The sequence below is a fragment of the Brevundimonas sp. GW822-FHT03E11 genome (genome assembly GCF_058801445.1).
In genome coordinates, this window is record NZ_JBXANG010000002.1 from 399,705 (window position 1) to 418,290 (window position 18,586).

Genomic DNA, 18,586 nt, shown 5'->3' on the forward strand with positions numbered 1-18,586 from the left:
GCGCTGCGTCGCGCCAGCCCCCAGCGGCCCCGGCCGCGTCGCCCGAGACTGGAAGTCCATGACCGCCCTCGATCCGCGCTCTGCAACGGTTCAGCCGATCACCCCGGCCCTGCTGGAAGCTTCATTCGCGCGGATTCTGGGAACCAGCCCGGGCGAGGCGGAGCGCTCCTTCCTGGCTCAGGCGCACGAGGACTACGCCGCCGACGAAACGCCGGAGCTGGACGGCGAGGATCTGGCCGCCCTGCTCGCCGCCTCCTGGCGCGCCGCCGGCGACTATCCGGCCGGCTCCCCGCCCCTGATCACCGTGGGGCCGTTGTCGGGCGCCGACGGCCAGGCCCTGGACTATGACCTGGTCCGCATCGTCCAGAACGACGCCCCCTTCCTGGTGGACAGCGTCATGGGCGTCCTGGCAGAGGCCGGGGTCTCTGTGCGCGCCCTCTTCCACCCCGTCGTCGCGCTGGACGGACGCCGACTGTCGGTCATCATCCTGGTCATCGATCCCGTGCCCCAGGAACGCCGCGACGCCCTGGGCGAGGGCCTGGCCCAGAGCCTGAGCGACGTCCACGCCGCGGTCGAGGACCACGAGGCGATGGCCGCCCTGATGCGCCAGGCCGTGCAGAGGTTGGAAACCACTCCGCCCGCGGTCGATCCGGCCATACTGGAAGAAAACATCGCCTTCCTGAAATGGCTGAAGAGCGATCATTTCGTCTTCCTGGGCGCACGCGACTACGACTATCCGCGCGGGGCCGACGGCGACTATGAGGCCGAGGCCCCCCTGAGCCAGTCGGGCGCCGGCCTGGGCATTCTGGCCGATCCGGAACGCACCGTTCTGCGCCGCGCCTCCGAACCGGCCGTCCTGACGCGCCAGATGCGCCGCCAGCTGGACTTCAGCGACCCCGTCACCGTGGCCAAGGCCAACGCCCGTTCGCGGGTCCACCGCCGCGCCTATATGGATTACGTCGGGGTCAAGCGGTACGGGCCGGACGGCAAGGCGACCGGCGAAACCCGGTTCGTGGGCCTGTTCACCTCCGAGGCCTATGACCGTCTGGCGACCGAGACCCCGCTGATCCGCCGCAAGGTGGCCAACGTCCTGTCGCGCGCCGACAAGGCGCCGGGCAGCCACAATGAAAAGCGGCTGAAGAACATCCTCGACAACTATCCGCGCGATGAGCTGTTCCAGATCAGCGAGGACGAGCTGCTGTCCATCGCCCTGGGCATTCTGCACCTCTACGACCGGCCGCGCATCCGCCTGTTCACGCGCCAGGATCCGTTCGACCGCTTCGTCTCGGTCCTGTGTTTCATTCCGCGCGAGAAGTTCGACGCCTCGGTGCGCGAACGGATCGGCCAGATCGTCGCCCGCGCCTGGGGCGGACGCGTCTCCGCCTGGTATCCTCAGCTTTCGGACGCGCCCCTGGTTCGGGTGCATTTCATCATCGGCGTGACGCCCGGCGAACATCCGGTTCCCGATGCAGCCCAGCTGGAACAGGATGTGGCCGAGGCCGGTCGCAGCTGGATCGAACGGTTCGAAGCCGCCCTGCGGCGGGCCGAGGTGGCCGATGTCGAGGTCGGCCCGCTCAGCGCACGCTGGGCTCGCGCCTTCGGGGCCGCCTATCGCGACCGCTATGACGCCGACGAGGCGGCGGTCGATCTGCGTGAAATGGATCGGCTGAACGCCACCGGCCAGGTCGGCGCCGGCGAGCCCGTGGCGGTCCGCGCCTTCCGCAATCTCGACGACAGCCCGCTTCAGTTCCGTTTCAAGCTTTATCGTCGCGGCCCCTCCGTCCCCCTGTCCGACGTCCTGCCGATCATGACGGACATGGGCCTGAAGACGCTGGAGGAATACGGCTATTCCATCCGGCCGATGGGCGAGGAAGAGATTCACGTCCATGAATTCCTGATGGAGGATCCGCGCGGCGAGGATCTGGTCTTCGCGGACGTCAAGGAGCCGTTCGAGCGCGCCTTCGCCGCCGTCTGGAGCGGCCTGACCGAGAGCGACGGCTTCAACCGACTGGTGATCGAACTTGGGATGGAATGGCGCGAGGCCGCCCTGATCCGCACCCTGGCCCGTTATCGTCAGCAGACGGGTCTGGACCCGTCCCAGGCCGTGCAGGAAGAGGCCCTGCGCGAATATCCCGAGGTGTCGCGCGCCCTGCTGGCCCTGTTCAAGGCCAAGTTCGAGCCGAACGGCGCCGCCGTGGAGACCCGCCAGGAGACCGTCGACGCCCTGACGGCCCAGATCACCGCCCTTCTCCAGGCGGTGAAGAGCCTGGACCACGACCGCGCCCTGCGTCGCATCGCCGCCCTGATCGGCGCGATCAAGCGCACCAACTACTTCCAGCAGGACGCTGACGGCCTGCCCAAGCGGCACATCTCGATCAAGATCGCCTCCAGCGAGCTGGAAGACCTGCCCCTGCCCAAGCCCTATCGCGAAATCTTCGTCTGGGCGCCGCACGTCGAGGGCGTGCACCTGCGCTTCGGCCCGGTCGCGCGCGGGGGCCTGCGCTGGTCGGACCGTCGCGACGACTTCCGCACCGAGGTCCTGGGCCTGGTCAAGGCGCAGCAGGTCAAGAACGCCGTCATCGTGCCGGTCGGCTCCAAGGGCGGCTTCTATCCGAAGCAACTGCCCCGCACGACCGACCGAGAGGCTGTTCAGGGCGAGGCCATCCGCGCCTATCGCACCTTCCTGTCGGGCCTTCTGGACATCACCGACAACATCGCCGCCGACGGCGCGGTGACCCGTCCGGCCCATGTGGTCGCCTGGGAGCAGGACGATCCCTATCTGGTCGTCGCGGCCGACAAGGGTACGGCGACCTTCTCGGACATCGCCAACGGCGTCTCGGCGTCCTACGGCTTCTGGCTGGGCGACGCCTTCGCCAGCGGCGGTTCGATCGGCTATGACCACAAGGCCATGGGCATCACCGCCCGCGGCGCCTGGGAGGCGGTGAAGCGCCACTTCCGCGAACTGGGCAAGGACATCCAGACCGAGCCTTTCACGATGGTCGGCGTCGGCGACATGTCCGGCGACGTCTTCGGCAACGGGGCCCTGCTGTCGAAGGCGACCAAGCTGGTCGCCGCCTTCGACCATCGCGACATCTTCATCGACCCGGATCCGAACCCCGAAGTCAGCTGGGCGGAGCGCAAACGCCTGTTCGACCTGCCGCGCTCGTCCTGGCAGGACTATGACAAGGGCCTGATCTCGGCCGGCGGCGGCGTCTTCTCCCGCTCGGCCAAGTCGATCCAGCTGACGCCTGAGATCAAGGCGGCCCTGGACATCGCCGAGGACCAGCTGGACCCGGTCAGCCTGATCCGCGCCATACTGAAGGCGCCGGCCGAGCTGCTGTATCTGGGCGGGATCGGCACCTATGTGAAGTCCGCCGCCGAGACCGACGCCCAGGTGGGGGACAAGGGCACCGACCCCCTGCGGATCAACGCCGACGAACTCAGGGTCAAGGTGGTGGGCGAGGGGGCCAATCTGGGCTTCACCCAGGCCGGGCGGATCGTCTTCGGTCAGAACGGCGGGCGCATCAACACCGACGCCATCGACAATTCGGCGGGCGTGGACACCTCAGACCACGAGGTCAACATCAAGATCCTGGTCGGCTCGGCCGTGACCAACGGCGTCCTTCCGGCCGAGGAGCGGACCCCGCTGCTCGCCTCCATGACCGAAGAGGTTGGGCGCAAGGTTCTGGCCCACAACTACGACCAGACCCTGGCCCTGACCCTGCAACAGGCGGAAGGGGCCGGCGCCCTGGACGCCCAGCAGCGGTTCATGCAGAGCCTGTCGGCGCGCGGCAAGCTGGACCGCAAGGTCGAGGGCCTGCCCTCCGACGCCCGCATCAAGGAGATGATGGCCTCGGGGATTCCTCTGGCGCGGCCCGAGCTGGCGGTCCTGACCGCCTACGCCAAGCTGGAACTGTCCGAAGAGATCGTCGCCTCCCGCGCGCCCGAGGATCCCTTCTTCGAGCAGATTCTGGTGCGCTACTTCCCCGACGCCCTGGCCCGTTTCGAACCGCAGATGAAGAGCCACCGCCTGCGGCGCGAGATCATCGCCACGGTCCTGTCGAACGAAGTGGTCAATATGTGCGGCCCGACCTTCCCCGACCGCCTGCGCGGCTCGGCGGAATGCGACACCACCGCCCTGATCATCGCCTTCGAGGCGGCGCGGCGCATCTTCCGACTGGATGAGGCCTGGGACGCCGTCTCGAACCTGGATCTCAAGATTTCCGCCGAGGCGCAGACGGCCCTCTATCGTGAGATCGCCGTGGTCCTGCGCCGCCAGACCTTCTGGCTGGCGCGCCGCGCCAAGAACGGCGCTTCGGTCCAGGCGCTGATCGACCGCTATCGCCCCGTCGCCGACGCGCTCCAGGCCGAGGGCGCGCCGGTCCTGTCCCGTTTCGAACAGGGACGATTGGACGAACGGGTCAAGACCTTCGCCGACCACGGGGCGCCGGAGGATCTGACCCGGCGGATCGGCGTGATGCGGCCCCTGGTCGCCGCCGCCGACATCGGCGACATCGCTCAGGAGACGGGCTGGCCGGTCGCCGCCATGGCCCGGCTCTACCACCAGGTGGGCGCCGCCTTCGATTTCGACCGGCTGCGCGCGGCCGCCGGCTCGATCCCGTCGGTCGATCATTTCGATCGCCTGGCCGTTCGCCGCCTGATCGAGGATCTGATGACCGAACAGGCGACGCTGACGCGCGCCGTGGCGCGGGCGTCGGACGCTTCGGTGGGGATCAGCGAAGACGCCGCCGAAGGGGCCGTCGACGCCTGGATCGGCTCGAAACTGGCGGTGGTCGAGGGGGTTCGCGCCTCGGTGGACGAGATCGAACAGTCGGGCGCAGGCTGGACCTTCGCCAAGCTGACGATCGCCAACGCCACCATTCGCGACCTGGCCTCTGCGGCCGGCAAGGGCTGAACCGGCTGCGGCCGAGACTTGACGAGGGGGCCGCATCCCGGCCTCCTCCGTCAGGGAAAACCGGCTGGGGAGGCCGTCATGCCGAGAAAATTCCTGGTCGTCGTCGACGACAGTCCTGAGTTCGAAGCCGCCCTGCGCTTCGCCTGCCGGCGGGCCAAGTCCACCGGCGGGCGGGTGGTGATGCTGCGTGTCCTGGCCTCGCACAGCGACGCCCACTGGTCCGGCGCGCGCGAGGAGATCGAGCGGCAGCAGCGCGAAGAGGCCGAGGCCCTGCTGAACCGGCTGGGCGAGGAGGCGATGGAGCGGTCGGGCGCGCCGCCGGTCTTCCTGATCGAGAAGGGCGAGCCCCAGGCGGCGATCAAGAAGGTCGTGGGCGACGATCCGGACATCAAGATCCTGGTCCTGGCGGCGGGATCGGGCTCGCGCGGACCTGGCCCCCTGGTCTCCGCCATATTGAAACAGGGCGCCCATGTGGGGGGCCGCAAACTGCCCGTCACCATCGTCCCCGGCGAACTGACCGAGGCGGAGATCGAGGACCTAGCCTAGCGCCAATCTAGGAGAGGCGCCTCGGGCGTTGAAGACTCTATTCGATTGAGTGTCGGTCTTCCTTCCCGCGTCAGCGGAAGGGAAAACGTCTGGCGGCGTAACGCCGATTGAGGGTGGGTTCATCACAACGGGCACGACGAGGTCACGGCGAACACGGCGGGTTCCGATGGCGTCGTGACCGCTGTGAATCCGCCGTGATCGCTGTGATGAACCCAGTCGCCGCATCAAGGCCCTCTGACGCGGGAAGAGCGGCCTGACCGCAGTAGGCTGAATGTCGATTGAACCTGGAGCCTGATCGGCGCGATGTCCGCCTCAAGGCCGCACCAATTCAGAGACTTGCAGATCCGATCGAGGATCTGCCCGGCGCCCCTTCAGCCGCGCCTATAATGGCGCCCCGGTCTTTGACATCGCCAAGAGGGCAGAGCGCGTCAGACACCGGACAGTCCGGTCGGTGTCCGACAGTTTCTTCATGGAAATCAAAGGCCGTCGGACAGATCGGACACATCGGACACCTTTTTTTCGACCCGACGGACCGCCCAGGCCGAAGCGCGGCGTTCTCAGCCCTTGGGGATCAGCCGCCACATATGCAGGGGATGGCGCACCGTCCCGGCCTCGGCGCCGGCGGCGTCTCCACGGCCCATATAGAGGTCGGCCCGCACCGGGCCGCGAATGGCCGACCCCGTATCCAGGGCCATGGCCAGACCGCGATAGGAGGTCGTGGCGCCGCGCAGATTTCCGCCGTCCGCCTCCAGCCAAACCAGGTCCCCGTAGCGCCACTGGGACGGATCGACCGCCACCGCCCGGCGCTCGATCAGGGGCAGGCCCGCCGCCCCGGCGGGATGGCCGTCGTCGTCGGGGTCCAGCCGGAAGAAGATGTAGCGGGGGTTCAGGGCCATGACGGCCTGGGCCTCGGGCCCGCGATGGTCGGCCAGCCAGGCGCGGATCGCCTCTCCGGACGTGCCGTTCTCCGGCAGCAGGCCTTGGCGCGCCATCGGCCGGGCGATGCCGACGAAGGGACGGCCGTTGTCGCCGGCGTAGGCGGCGCGGGCGCGGGTTCCGTCCTCGAAGGTCAGATAGCCGGAGCCCTGGATCTGGAGGAAGAAGAGGTCCTCGGCCCGCATCCAGGCCAGGGCCTGGTCGGGGCGGGCGTCGGCTTCGATGGCCGCCCGGTCGCCGGCGGCGCGGGGATCGGCCGGCTTGGGCAGGACGGGCGCCGAAAACTCCGCGTCCGGGGCGCGGCGGGCCGAATATTCCGGAGCGAAATAGGCGGTCAAAAGGCCGGGACGCCCGTCTGAGGTCTGAGCCGGGACCGCGCTGAAACGGGCTTCGAAAAAGGCCCGCGCGTCGGACGGAGTGACGGGAGCGGCCGCCATGGCCTGAGCGCGGCTGCAGACGGCGCGGCCGGCCGCATCCCGCGCGGCGGCGCAGCCGCCGACATAGGCGCGAAAGGCCGCCAGATGATCCTCGTCGTTCCAGCCGGGCAGCACCGCCGGGCTGACGCCCTCGGCGGGGCTGGGCGCGGGCAGATAGGGGCGGGGACCCGCCTCAGTCTCCGAGGGCCGGGACGCCGGCGGCGTCTGAGGAAGAGGCGGGGTGATCGCCGGGCCCGTGGAGCAGGCGGCGACCGCCAGCAGGGGCCACAGACGCGCCGTCCGCCGGCCGAGCCGGCGCGAGGCCGACATCAGGCGCTGGCCGGCTCGACGCGGGCCAGGACCCAGTTCGGATCGGCGGCGCCCAGGCTGCGTTCGAAGGTCCAATGTTCGGCGGTACGGCGTTCCTCGACCAGGGGCTCGCCGGTCACGGAATCGGCGGTCTCGCCCGAGGCCTTGGTCACGCGGCTGCGCAGTTCGGCCAGGAAACGGACCTTGGCCACGGCCTTGTCGCCCTGGACCGTGGCGCCCTCCAGATCGGCGCGGGGCGGGAATAGTAATTCGACCGTCTCCGTCTCGCCCCGGGTTTCCCGCGCCGCGATGCCGGCCTCGAACGAGGCCATGACGGTCGGCGTCAGAAGGGGCTTCAAGGCGGCGCGATCGCCGGCGGCGTAGCCGCGCACGATGGTCTCATACGCTTGACGCGCCCCTTCCAGGAACCGGTGCGGATCGAAGGCGGGATCGCGCGCCTTCAAACCCGCGATCGACGCCAGAAGGGCGGCGTCCAGGGCCGGCGTCTTCGAGGCCTCGGGGGCAGTCGGGCTGGGCGTGGCCAAGGTCTTGGCGTCCTCCTGCGGCTGACGCCCTACCTTCTTGCCCAGCACATTGTAGAGCTGGAACAGGACGAAGGCCGCGATGACGGCGAAGATCACGATCTGGAACTGGACCGGCAAGGGGACTTCCTGAATGTCGGCGCGCGAAGGAGAAGGCGCGAGGGAGACGATTAGGGGCTGATATAGGAGGAAGCAAGGCGCGGCGCGCCCCCCGGCGCAGGTGCGACATTGCGGCCGGCCGCCCCGACGTGTTAGTCGCGGCGCCTTATTCCGGCCCTATCGGCCCTTTTTCGCAATCGAACACGCCCATGACCGACGCCGCTCCGCCCGCCGACACCCCCGCACCGGCCCAGCCTCAGCAGGGTCAACCCGCAGGCCCCGGCTTCCGCATCCTGGCCCAGTATGTGCGGGACTTTTCGTTCGAAAACCCGCGCGCCCCGGAATCCCTGCGTATCGACGGCAAGCCGGCGATCGACCTGGGCGTCGAAATGTCGGCCCAAGGCCGCCCCGACGGTCTGTTCGAACTGGACCTGAAGCTGTCGGTCAAGGCGACCCACGAGAACCAGGCCGTCTTCCACGTCGAACTGGTCTATGGCGGTCTGTTCCAGCTGGCGAACGTCCAGGAGCAGGACATTGAGCCCTTGCTGCTGATCGAATGCCCCCGTTATCTCTTCCCGTTCGCCCGCGAAATCATCGCCCGCGCCACGGCCGACGGCGGCTTCTATCCGCCCTTCATGCTGGACCCGATCGACTTCGCCGCCATCTATATCGCGCGCCAGCAGCAGATCGCCCAGCAGCCGATCGAGACCGGCCAGGCTTAAGCCGAGCGAACCTCTATAAGGGAAGGGCGGTCCGCAGGCGGGCCGCCCTTTTTGCTGAGACGCGACGGACGGACGGGGATCAGGCCGCCGCGGCCTCTTCGATCCCCACGCCGTAGGCGCTCCACAGGGACCTATCCTTCAGAACCTCGGCCAGGAAGGCGACATGGGCGGCCTGTTCTTCCGGCGTCGAGCGCGGCGCCAGAGGCCGGGGACGCGGGCCGTAGGCCGCCGCTTGCACGACGGAAGGCGCGCCGCGCCCCGCCGCCGGGGTCGACGACAGGTCCAGCACCCGCTCCTTGCCGCCGCGCAGCTCCAGATAGACCTCGGCCAGCAGACGGGCGTCGATCAGGGCGCCGTGCAGGGTCCGCTCGACCAGGGACACCTTGAAGCGCTTGCACAGGGCGTCCAGCGAGTTGGGCATGCCCGGGAACCGGGTCTGGGCCAGTTTCAGGGTGTCGATCCACCGCGCCTCGCCGGTGATCGGACGGCCGCAGCGCGCATATTCGAAGTCGATGAAGTTCCGGTCGAAGGCCGCATTGTGGGCGATCATCGGGGCGTCGCCGATGAATTCGATCAGATCGTCGACGATCTCGTGGAATTTGGGGGCGTCCTTGACCTTCTCGTCAGTGATGCCGTGGACGCGGATCGCGTCTGGCGGGATCAGCCGCTCGGGATTGACGAACCGGTGGAAGGTGCGGCCCGTCGGCAGCAGGTCCAGCAGTTCGATACAGCCGACCTCGATCAGCCGGTCGCCCGTCTTGGGGTCGAAGCCGGTGGTTTCGGTGTCCAGAACGATCTCGCGCGCCATCGCACCTTAATGGCCTCGTTCGTCAGACGGTGAAAGAGCCCCCGCGCGGCGACGGGGAGATATCCACGCCGGATCCAGCACAGTCTGAACCACAGCGGCGACCTCGGCTCGGGCAGGCTCCAGGCCGTGGCCGGTGTCGATAACGAAGTCGGCGCGGGCGCGTTTTTCCGCGTCGGGCAGCTGGCGGGCCAGAACGGCCTCGAACCGGTCGCGGGTCATGCCGGGGCGGGCCAGAACCCGTTCGGCCTGGACCTCCGGATCGGCGGTGACCACGACCACGGCGTCGACATGGGCGTCGCCGCCGGTTTCGAACAGGAGAGGAATGTCCAGGACCGCCAGCCTTACCCCCATGGCCCTGGCCGCCGCCAGATCGCCCGCCCGGCCCTGGGCCACCAGGGGATGGACGATGGCTTCCAGCCGCCGGAAGGCGGTTTCGTCCCGCCCCAGGGCCTCGGCCAGGCGGACGCGGTCCACGGCGCCGTCCACGACCACGCCGGGAAAGGCCGCGCCGACCGGCTCGACCGCAGCTCCGCCCTGCGCATAGAGGCGGTGCACGGCGTCATCGGCGTTCCAGACCACGGCGCCCAGGTCGGCGAACATGGCGGTCGTCGTCGACTTGCCCATGCCGATGGAGCCCGTCAGGCCGAGCAGGATCATGCCGTCTGATCCATATGGGCGGTCAGCAGGGCGCGCAGATCCAGCGGCGGGGGCGGTCGGCGGAACAGGGCCCGGAACGAGGGCGCCGCCTGGCCGATCAGCATGGCCAGGCCGTCGACCGTCGGCAGGCCCCGCACCCGCGCCGCCGCCAGGAAGGGGGTGGTCAGGGGCTTGTAGGTCATGTCCATCATCACCGTGCCGGGGGCGACGGCGTCGAAATCGAAATCCGGCTGGACGCTGAGGGCGTTGATGACCAGGGCGGCGCCGTCCAGGGCCTCAGACGCGGCCATGACGCGGACCGAGGCGCCGAGATCGGCCGCCAGGGCCTCGGCCCGGTCGCGCGAGCGGTTGACGATCCGAACCTCGGCGCCCGCCTCGACCAGGGCGCCGGCGCCGGCCCGCGCCGCGCCGCCCGCGCCCAGGAGGACGACCGGACGGCCCTTCAGCGCCAGATCCGGCGCCTGCTCCTTCAGCCCCAGCATCAGGCCGACGCCGTCCGAACTGTCGGCCGAGACCCGGCCGGCGTCGAAGGTCAGGATGTTGGCGGAGGCGGTCAGCCGGGCCGCCCCCGTGGCCTGGTCGGCCAGGGCGAAGGCCTGTTCCTTGAACGGGGCGGTGACGTTCAGGCCCTGGATCAGACCGGCCCGGCCGGCGGCGACCAGGGCCTCGAACCCCGCCGCATCGGCGGGGGCGAAGGGGACATAGGCGCCGTCGATGTTCCCGGCCGCCAGCCAGGCGTTGTGGATGACGGGGCTCAGGGAATGGGCCACCGGATTGCCGGCGATCCCGGCGACCAGGGCGGCGCCGGTAATGCGATGACGGCTCATGCGGACAGGACCTCGACGCGACGCAGCTCGGTCAGGACCGGCCACAGGGGCAGGCCCAGAACGGTGAAATAGTCGCCGTCCACCGCCTCGAACAGCTGGGCGCCCAGTCCCTCCAGCCGGTAGGAGCCGACACAGGCCAGCAGGGCCTCGCCCTCTGCGGCCAGATAGGCGTCCAGAAAGGCGTCGGAGAAGTCGCGCATCCGCATCTCGACCGTGTCCACGCCCGACCAGACGATCTCGCCCTTTATCGCCAGGGCGGCGCCGGAATGGAGATGGTGGGTGCGACCACGCATCGATTCCAGCCGCGCGCGGGCGGCCTCGAGCGATTGGGCCTTGGAGACCAGCCCCCCGTCGAAGGCCAGGGTCTGGTCCGAGCCGAGAACCCAGGCGGTCGGATCGTCGCGCGAGACCGCCAGGGCCTTGGCTTCAGCCAGACGCACCGCGAGGGCGGCCGGGTCCAGATCGGTCGAGGCGGCCTTGATCGCCGCCTCGTCCACATCGGCGATGCGGATGTCGAAAGGCACGCCGGCATTTTCCAGCAAGGCGCGGCGGGCGGCGCTCTTGGACGCCAGAATCAGGGTTTCGGCCATCACCAGCTGGTTCCGATCTTATGGGTGCGGTGCTCGCTCAGCAGATTGGTGATGGCGGCCGCCGTCTCCTCCACCGAACGCCGGGTGACGTCGATCGTGGGCCAGCCCCGCCGAGCGAAGGCGCGCTTGGCCTTGATCGTCTCCTCTCGAACCGCGTCCTGGTCCGTATAGCTGGACGACTGGTTGGCGTTCAGGTTTTCGATCCGGTTGCGGCGGATCTGGACCAGGCGGTCGGGCGAGACGGTCAGGCCGATGACCAGGGGATTCTTCAACTGGGTCAAGCGCTCGCCGTCTTCCTGGCCCGGCACCAGGGGCACATTGGCCGCGCGGATGCCGCGATGGGCCAGATAGATGCAGGTCGGAGTCTTGGACGTTCGGCTGACGCCGCACAGCACGACGTCCGCGCCCTCCAACTGCTCCAGGGTGCCCTGACCGTCGTCATAGGCCATGGCGAAATCGAGCGCGGCGATCCGATTGAAATAGTCGTGATCCAGTGCATGCTGGGCCCCTACGCGGGTCGAGAGGGCCGCCGCGCCGAGATAGCGGGACATGGCGCCGACGAGGGGGTCAAGGGCGCCGATCTGGGGCATTTCCAGCCGGCGACATCCCTCCTCCAACTGTTCGCGCAGCTGGCGGTCGACCAGGGTATGCAGCACCACCCCCGGCGCGGCCTCCACCTCCTGCAGAACACGGTCCATCTGCTTTTCCGAGCGGACCAGGGCGTAGATGTGTTCGATCGGAATGACGCCGTCGAACCGCGCCGTCACCGCCTTGGCCATCGCGTTCAGGGTCTCGCCGGTCGAGTCCGACACCAGATGCACGTGAAAATAGGTGGCCAGGCGGGCAGGGCCGGGGCGGGCGGCGGCGGGTCGCGCAGGACTCATTCGGGGATCGTCTCTCTGTTGAAGGACGGGTCGCGCCCTGGGGATGGCTGGGGACCGTCCGGGCGCTTCTCTCCTTAGACCCAGACGGCGACGGCGGCGAGCGGGGATGAAGGTGGACGACGAAAACCCTCCGGCCCCGGTTCATCCCAAGGCGGAAAACCGTTTTCCGCCTCTTTGTGGAAAATCCTAATGAAGGGTTAACGCCGGTTTACCTCGTTCACAGGCCGAACGCCCCGCAAAGCCTTTGCCGTTAAGGTTTCATTAGGGATTGTCCACCGGCCGTATAATCCTGTTCCGCATCCCCGACGGCGTCTGGAGGCGGGTGGATATCCGCTTTTGTTCCGCCACAGCCGCCGCATTCATCCCCGCCGTTCCACCGCCCTACCTGCCACTACGAATCTTTTAATTCTTAACTTGATTAGGGATTGAGAGCGGGGGGCTGTGACCTTAATCGTCCGGCATGACCGATCCGACCCAGAACGCCGTTCAGACGCCCCAAGAGGCGCCGGTGATGATTCGGGCTCTCCGAGGAGAGACGCTGGATCGACCGCCGGTCTGGTTCATGCGTCAGGCGGGACGGTATCTGCCCGAATATCGCCGGCTGAGGGCCGAGGCGCCGGATTTTATCAGTTTTTGCCTGAACCCGGAGATGGCCGCTGAGGCGACGCTCCAGCCGATGCGTCGGTTCGGCTTCGATGCGGCCATCGTATTCGCCGACATCCTGCTGATCCCCCAGGCCCTGGGTCAGGACGTGTGGTTCGAGGCGGGGGAGGGACCGCGTCTGGGCGCCATGCCCATTCCGGGGCGGATGATGGAGTTGGCCGCCGGGGCGGGCGAGCATCTGTCCGCCGTGGGCGAAACCCTGTCGATCGTGCGCGCGGCGCTCGAGCCGGAGCGGGCCCTGATCGGTTTCGCCGGCGCGCCCTGGACCGTGGCCACCTATATGCTGGACGGCGAAGCCCGGACCATCGGCAAGGGCGAGCGGGCGGCGGCGCGGACCTACGCCTATGCCGATCCCAGGCGGGTGGATGAGACACTGGAGGTACTGGTCGAGGCGACGGCCCGGTATCTGAAGATGCAGGCCGACTCCGGCGCCCAGGTGCTGAAGATCTTCGAGAGCTGGGCTGAGGGCCTGCCCGACGATCTGTTCGAAAGGCTGGTCCTGAATCCCCACCAGGCGCTTGTGAAGCGCACGCGGGAGTTGGGCGTCACCGTGCCCCTGATCGGTTTCCCGCGGGGCTCTGCAGCCCTGGCGGAGCGGTATGCCCAGGCGGTCGAGGTCGATGCGGTCGCCCTGGACACCGCCTGTCCGCTGGAAGTCGGCGGACGGGTGCAGCAGATCAAGCCGATCCAGGGCGCGCTGGACCCCCTGCTGCTGCGCGCCGGGGGCGAACTGTTGGACCGCCGGGTGGATCAGCTGATGGAGGCCTGGGGCCAGGGGCCGTGGGTGTTCAACCTGGGTCATGGCATATTGCCCGACGTGCCCATCGACCATGTCGAACGGGTTCTGAAAAGGATCGGCGCCCAATGACCCAAACCCTGCCGGGCCGCCGCATCGCGGTGGTGCTGTTCAATCTGGGCGGACCCGACGATCAGGCTTCGGTGAAGCCCTTCCTGTTCAACCTGTTCAATGATCCGGCCATCATCGGCCTGCCGGGGATCGTGCGCACGCCCTTGGCGAAGCTGATCGCCAGCCGGCGCGAGGCGAGCGCCCAGGCCAACTACGCCTTGATGGGAGGCGGGTCGCCCCTGCTGCCTGGAACCCGGCTGCAGGCTGAGGCCCTGGAGGCGGTGCTGAACGCCCGGTTGGCCGGGGACGAGGTCCGGGTCTTTATCGCCATGCGCTACTGGCGGCCGCTGACCGATCAGACGGCGGTCGAGGTGGCGGCCTTCGCGCCCGACGAGGTGGTGCTGCTGCCCCTCTATCCGCAGTTCTCGACGACGACGACCCAGTCCTCGCTGAAGATCTGGAACGAGACCTATGCCGGGTCGGGCGTCAGCCGGACGGTCTGCTGTTATCCTCGCGCCGACGGCTGGGTCGAGGCCCAGGCCCAGGCGATCGCATCCAAACTGGATGAGGCGGGCGACGGACCGGTGCGGGTGCTGTTCTCGGCCCACGGCATCCCGGAGAAGTTGGTCAGCGGCAAGGGCGACCCCTATCAGGAACAGGTCGAGACGACGGTCGCCGCCGTGGTCGCCGCCATCGAGCGCGGCCGGGGCCCCATCGACCATGCCCTCTGCTACCAGAGCCGCGTCGGACCGATGAAATGGCTGGGGCCGTCCACGCCTGAGGCGATCGAACAGGCCGGCCGCGACGGGGTCGGGGTGGTCATCACCCCCATCGCCTTCGTCTCCGAACACATCGAGACCCTGGTCGAGCTGGACATCGAATACGGCGAACTGGCCCATGATAAGGGGGTCAGGCCCTATCTGCGCGCGCCGGCGGTCGGCACTGCGCCCGTGTTCATCGAGGCCCTGGCGGAGGCGACGATCGATGCCTTGGGCCGCACGGGGGTGGCCCCCTTCGGTTCGGGCTGTCGGGCGGGCTGGAGGGCCTGTCCCTGTCGTAACCAAAGGAGTGCGGCATGAACCTGTATGATCTGGCGCGCGGCCTGCACATACTGGCGGTGATCGCCTGGATGGCCGGCCTGCTGTTCCTGCCGCGGCTCTATGCCTATGACGTCGAGCAGAACGCCAAGCCCGAGCCCCTGAGGGGCGAGATGCAGGCCCTGCTGAGGCTGTGGCAGACGCGGCTGCTGCGGATCATCCTGAACCCGGCCATGATCCTGGCCTGGGGGTTCGGCCTGTGGCTGATCCATATCGACGTCTCGGCGCGGGGGGCCGCCTTCTTGGCTGAACCGTGGATGGTCGCCAAACTGATCGGCGTCCTGCTGCTGAGCGGTTGGCACGGTTTCCTGGCGGCCCAGCGCAAGAAGATCGCGGCGGGGACGTCGAAATATTCCGGCAAGTTCTGGCGGATGACGAACGAGGTCCCGTTCGTCCTGGCCATCATCATGGTGCTGTCGGTCACCACGGAGTGGACGTTCGGGTGAGCGGCTCCGCTTGACCTGACCTCTCGCCTGTGGTTCCGCTGGTGGTGAACCGTTCGGTCCGTCCAGCGGTCCCTCTCTTTTCGCGACGCCCGCCGGTTCGACCAGCGGGAGACCGTCGTGCCCCCCTTCGGCCGAAAGGCCAGATATTTCCAGAGACCTGACGCCGTGCGGTTCCGTGCGCGCGTCCGCGAGCCTGTATCATGACCGACGTCACCGACACTCCCGAGACCGAAATCGAGGCCGAAGCCCCGACCCATCACGGCGCCGCGCATGAGGCCGGCGAGGCGGCGGGCGCAGACTCGGGCGTGGACACTACGGCGGACGAGGATGAGGACGGCGAGCCCGTGGTGCCGAACGGCCGGATCACCCTGGCCGATTTGAATGAGAAGACCCCGGCCGACCTGGTCGCCTTCGCCGAACAGCTGGAGGTCGAGAACGCCTCCAACCTGCGCAAACAGGATCTGCTCTTCGCCATCCTGAAGGCCCTGGCTGAGGAAGAGGTCGAGATCATCGCCGACGGCGTGTTGGAAATCCTTCCCGACGGGTTCGGCTTCCTGCGCAGCCCGGACGCCAACTATCTGCCCGGCCCGGACGACGTCTATGTGTCGCCGTCCCAGATCCGCCGCTTCGGCCTGCGCTCGGGCGATACGGTCCACGGCGCCGTGCGGGCGCCGCGCGAGGGCGAGCGCTATTTCGCCCTGCTGAAGGTCGACACCATCAATCTCGAAGACCCTGAGATGGTGAAGACCAAGGTTCTGTTCGACAACCTGACGCCCCTCTATCCGGAGGAGCGGCTGCACATGGAAATCCAGGATCCGACCCTGAAGGACCGTTCGGGTCGGGTCATCGACATCGTCGCCCCCCTGGGCAAGGGCCAGCGCTGCCTGATCGTGGCGCCGCCAAGGGTCGGCAAGACGGTGATGCTGCAGAACATCGCCAAGTCGATCGAGCGGAACCACCCGGAGGTCTTCCTGATCGTCCTGCTGATCGACGAACGGCCGGAAGAGGTCACGGACATGCAGAGGACGGTGAAGGGCGAGGTCGTGGCCTCCACCTTCGACGAGCCGGCCACGCGCCACGTCGCCGTCGCCGAGATGGTGATCGAAAAGGCCAAGCGCCTGGTCGAGCACAAGAAGGACGTGGTGATCCTGCTGGACTCCATCACCCGCCTGGGCCGGGCTTACAACGCCACCGTCCCGTCGTCGGGCAAGGTTCTGACCGGGGGCGTGGACGCCAACGCCCTGCAACGGCCCAAGCGCTTCTTCGGCGCGGCGCGGAATGTGGAGCAGGGCGGGTCTCTGACCATCATCGCCACGGCCCTGATCGACACCGGCAGCCGGATGGACGAGGTGATCTTCGAAGAGTTCAAGGGCACCGGCAACTCGGAAATCGTTCTGGACCGCAAGGTGGCCGACAAGCGCATCTTCCCCGCCATCGACGTGCTGAAGTCCGGCACCCGCAAGGAAGACCTGATCACGCCGAAGGACCAGCTGGCCAAGACCTATGTGCTGCGCCGCATTCTGAATCCGATGGGTCCGCAGGACGCGATCGAATTCCTGCTCGACAAGCTGCGTCAGTCGAAGAACAACGCGGACTTCTTCCAGTCGATGAACACCTGATCCGTCATCTGATGGTTTCACGTGAAACAGTAGGCATGGCGGCATGAAGGTTCAAATCGAGATCGATTGCACTCCGGCGGAGGCGCGCGCCTTTCTGGGGCTGCCTGACGTCGCCCCGCTGAACGAAGCCATGGTGGCCGAGATGACCAAGCGGATGGAAGCCAATGTCGCCGCCATGCAACCGGACGAACTGCTGAAGACCTGGACCAGTTTCGGCCTTCAGGCGCAGGATCAGTTTCGGCGGTTGATGGAAGCGGCGGTGAAGTGAGCCATAGGCTTCTCGCAGTTGGAGAAGCCCCTGAGACCATGACCCAGGACACCATCTTCGCCCTCGCCACTCCGCCGGGCCGAGGCGCCATCGCCGTCTTGCGTCTTTCGGGGCCGTCCGTCGCGCCGACGCTGACAGCCCTGGGCGCGGGGGGGCTGAAGCCGCGGCTGGCCTCGGTCCGGGAGCTGAATCATGATGGCGTCGCCATTGATCAGGCCCTGGTCCTTCGGTTCGTCGGACCCCATTCCTATACGGGCGAGGACGCAGCCGAACTTCATCTGCACGGCGGCCGGGCGGTGGTCGAAGCGGCCAGTCGCGCTCTGATCGCCTTGGGACTGCGGCCCGCCGAGCCGGGTGAGTTCACCCGCCGCGCCTTTCAAAACGGCCGGATGGATCTGGCCCAGGCGGAGGCGGTGGCCGATCTGATTGATGCGGAGACGGCGGCCCAGGCGAGACAGGCTCTGGGTCAGCTGGACGGGAAGCTCAGCGAGACCTACGCCGGTTTCCGTCGCGACCTGCTGAAGGCCCTGGCCCTGGTCGAGGCCGAGATCGACTTTCCCGACGAGGAGGTGCCGGACAATCTGGCGCGGACGGCGGGGCCTGTGCTCGAGCAGCTGGCGCGCGATCTGCACCGCGCCGTCGAGGACGGGGCGCGAGGAGAGCGCGTTCGGGACGGCTATCGCATCGTGCTGATCGGTGAGACCAACGCCGGTAAGTCGTCGCTGTTCAACGCCCTGATCCAGCGCGAGGCGGCGATCGTCACGCCGATCGCCGGGACGACGCGCGATGTTCTGGACGCCGAACTGGTGATCGGCGGCTATGCCGTCACCCTGTCGGACACCGCTGGATTAAGAGACAGCGACGACCCGGTAGAGGCGGAAGGGGTTCGACGCGCGCGGGCGCGCGCAGAGGGGGCGGATCTGAGGCTATGGGTTCGAGCGCCCGGCGATGTGGAAGGCGTGGCGGCGGACTATGTTCGGTCGGGTGATCTGATCGTGGCCAATAAGAGCGACCTGGGATCGGCCGATATCCGCTCCCAAGGCTGGGATCAGATCGCCGTAAGCAGTCATACCGGCGCGGGCCTGAGTGAGCTTCATGACTGGATCGCCGCGCGATTGGAGCGGGATCTGTCGGGGGCGGACTTCCCGGCGATCACGCGCGAACGTCATCGGCTGCGGCTGAGCGAGGCTCTGGCGGACGTACGGACGGGCCTGGCTGCGCTGGAGGTCTCTCCCGAAATGGCGGGCGACGATCTGCGCCGCGCCGCTCAAGCCCTTTCACGCGTCACCGGCGAGATCGGTGTCGAAGACGTGTTGGGCGAGGTGTTCTCGACCTTCTGCATCGGCAAGTAATACCGGTGTTTCACGTGAAACACCTTAAGTAGGACTACGTTCA

Annotated in this window: 16 protein-coding genes; 9 read left to right on the top strand and 7 right to left on the bottom strand. The window is 68.1% G+C overall.

Translation table 11 applies throughout. From position 1 onward, the window contains the following. Window positions 1-58 precede the first annotated feature (58 nt). On the top strand, window positions 59-4,915 hold the full coding sequence (locus tag AC1RKE_RS04835; protein ID WP_348683819.1) for an NAD-glutamate dehydrogenase: 4,857 nt from the start codon (window positions 59-61) through the stop codon (window positions 4,913-4,915). Window positions 4,916-4,993: 78 nt separating this feature from the next. Next, the gene (locus tag AC1RKE_RS04840) at window positions 4,994-5,461 is read left to right on the top strand and encodes a universal stress protein (protein ID WP_152949247.1); all 468 of its coding nucleotides are present in this window, start codon (window positions 4,994-4,996) and stop codon (window positions 5,459-5,461) included. A gap of 557 nt (window positions 5,462-6,018) precedes the next feature. Here AC1RKE_RS04840 and AC1RKE_RS04845 read toward each other — a convergent pair. Continuing rightward, complete coding sequence (locus AC1RKE_RS04845) at window positions 6,019-7,143, bottom strand: MltA domain-containing protein (protein WP_182714510.1); 1,125 nt, start codon at window positions 7,141-7,143, stop codon at window positions 6,019-6,021. Then, window positions 7,143-7,784 (bottom strand): TIM44-related membrane protein TimA, encoded by a 642-nt coding sequence (timA, locus tag AC1RKE_RS04850; RefSeq protein WP_348684008.1) that lies wholly within the window; start codon window positions 7,782-7,784, stop codon window positions 7,143-7,145. The genes AC1RKE_RS04845 and timA overlap by 1 nt, the downstream gene beginning before the upstream one ends. A 188-nt stretch (window positions 7,785-7,972) precedes the next feature. On the opposite strand from timA, the gene secB reads away from it, so the two are divergent. Next, window positions 7,973-8,485, top strand: a complete 513-nt coding sequence (gene secB / locus AC1RKE_RS04855) for a protein-export chaperone SecB (RefSeq protein WP_054764404.1) — start codon at window positions 7,973-7,975, stop codon at window positions 8,483-8,485. A gap of 79 nt (window positions 8,486-8,564) precedes the next feature. Here secB and dnaQ read toward each other — a convergent pair whose 3' ends face one another. Genes dnaQ through AC1RKE_RS04880 form a run of 5 tightly spaced genes read right to left on the bottom strand, consistent with a single transcriptional unit; the run spans window position 8,565 to window position 12,251 of the window. After that, window positions 8,565-9,293 carry a DNA polymerase III subunit epsilon gene (gene dnaQ, locus AC1RKE_RS04860; RefSeq protein WP_348684006.1) on the bottom strand — a complete coding sequence of 243 codons (729 nt, stop codon included), beginning with the start codon at window positions 9,291-9,293 and terminating at the stop codon, window positions 8,565-8,567. A 6-nt stretch (window positions 9,294-9,299) separates the two neighbouring features. Continuing rightward, complete coding sequence (coaE, locus tag AC1RKE_RS04865; RefSeq protein WP_348684004.1) at window positions 9,300-9,950, bottom strand: dephospho-CoA kinase; 651 nt, start codon at window positions 9,948-9,950, stop codon at window positions 9,300-9,302. Further along, window positions 9,947-10,777, bottom strand: coding sequence for a shikimate dehydrogenase family protein (locus AC1RKE_RS04870; protein WP_348684002.1), 831 nt, complete (start codon window positions 10,775-10,777; stop codon window positions 9,947-9,949). Before AC1RKE_RS04870 ends, coaE begins: the two co-directional genes overlap by 4 nt. After that, window positions 10,774-11,367, bottom strand: a complete 594-nt coding sequence (locus tag AC1RKE_RS04875) for a Maf family protein (protein ID WP_348684001.1) — start codon at window positions 11,365-11,367, stop codon at window positions 10,774-10,776. The genes AC1RKE_RS04870 and AC1RKE_RS04875 overlap by 4 nt, the downstream gene beginning before the upstream one ends. Then, complete coding sequence (locus AC1RKE_RS04880; RefSeq protein WP_054764409.1) at window positions 11,367-12,251, bottom strand: pyruvate, water dikinase regulatory protein; 885 nt, start codon at window positions 12,249-12,251, stop codon at window positions 11,367-11,369. Before AC1RKE_RS04880 ends, AC1RKE_RS04875 begins: the two co-directional genes overlap by 1 nt. 460 nt (window positions 12,252-12,711) lie before the next feature. On the opposite strand from AC1RKE_RS04880, the gene hemE reads away from it, so the two are divergent. The 6 genes from hemE (at window position 12,712) to mnmE (ending at window position 18,543) form a co-directional block, all read left to right on the top strand. Further along, the gene (gene hemE / locus AC1RKE_RS04885; protein WP_348684000.1) at window positions 12,712-13,782 is read left to right on the top strand and encodes a uroporphyrinogen decarboxylase; all 1,071 of its coding nucleotides are present in this window, start codon (window positions 12,712-12,714) and stop codon (window positions 13,780-13,782) included. Then, window positions 13,779-14,840 carry a ferrochelatase gene (hemH, locus tag AC1RKE_RS04890; RefSeq protein WP_348683999.1) on the top strand — a complete coding sequence of 354 codons (1,062 nt, stop codon included), beginning with the start codon at window positions 13,779-13,781 and terminating at the stop codon, window positions 14,838-14,840. The genes hemE and hemH overlap by 4 nt, the downstream gene beginning before the upstream one ends. Continuing rightward, on the top strand, window positions 14,837-15,304 hold the full coding sequence (locus tag AC1RKE_RS04895; protein WP_287396569.1) for a CopD family protein: 468 nt from the start codon (window positions 14,837-14,839) through the stop codon (window positions 15,302-15,304). Before hemH ends, AC1RKE_RS04895 begins: the two co-directional genes overlap by 4 nt. 200 nt (window positions 15,305-15,504) lie before the next feature. Then, window positions 15,505-16,923, top strand: a complete 1,419-nt coding sequence (gene rho / locus AC1RKE_RS04900) for a transcription termination factor Rho (protein ID WP_395941859.1) — start codon at window positions 15,505-15,507, stop codon at window positions 16,921-16,923. A 43-nt stretch (window positions 16,924-16,966) separates the two neighbouring features. After that, window positions 16,967-17,191: a DUF6489 family protein gene (locus AC1RKE_RS04905; RefSeq protein WP_152949258.1), complete on the top strand. Its 225-nt coding sequence runs from the start codon at window positions 16,967-16,969 to the stop codon at window positions 17,189-17,191. 38 nt (window positions 17,192-17,229) lie between these two features. Continuing rightward, window positions 17,230-18,543: a tRNA uridine-5-carboxymethylaminomethyl(34) synthesis GTPase MnmE gene (mnmE, locus tag AC1RKE_RS04910; RefSeq protein ID WP_395941858.1), complete on the top strand. Its 1,314-nt coding sequence runs from the start codon at window positions 17,230-17,232 to the stop codon at window positions 18,541-18,543. Window positions 18,544-18,586 lie beyond the last annotated feature (43 nt).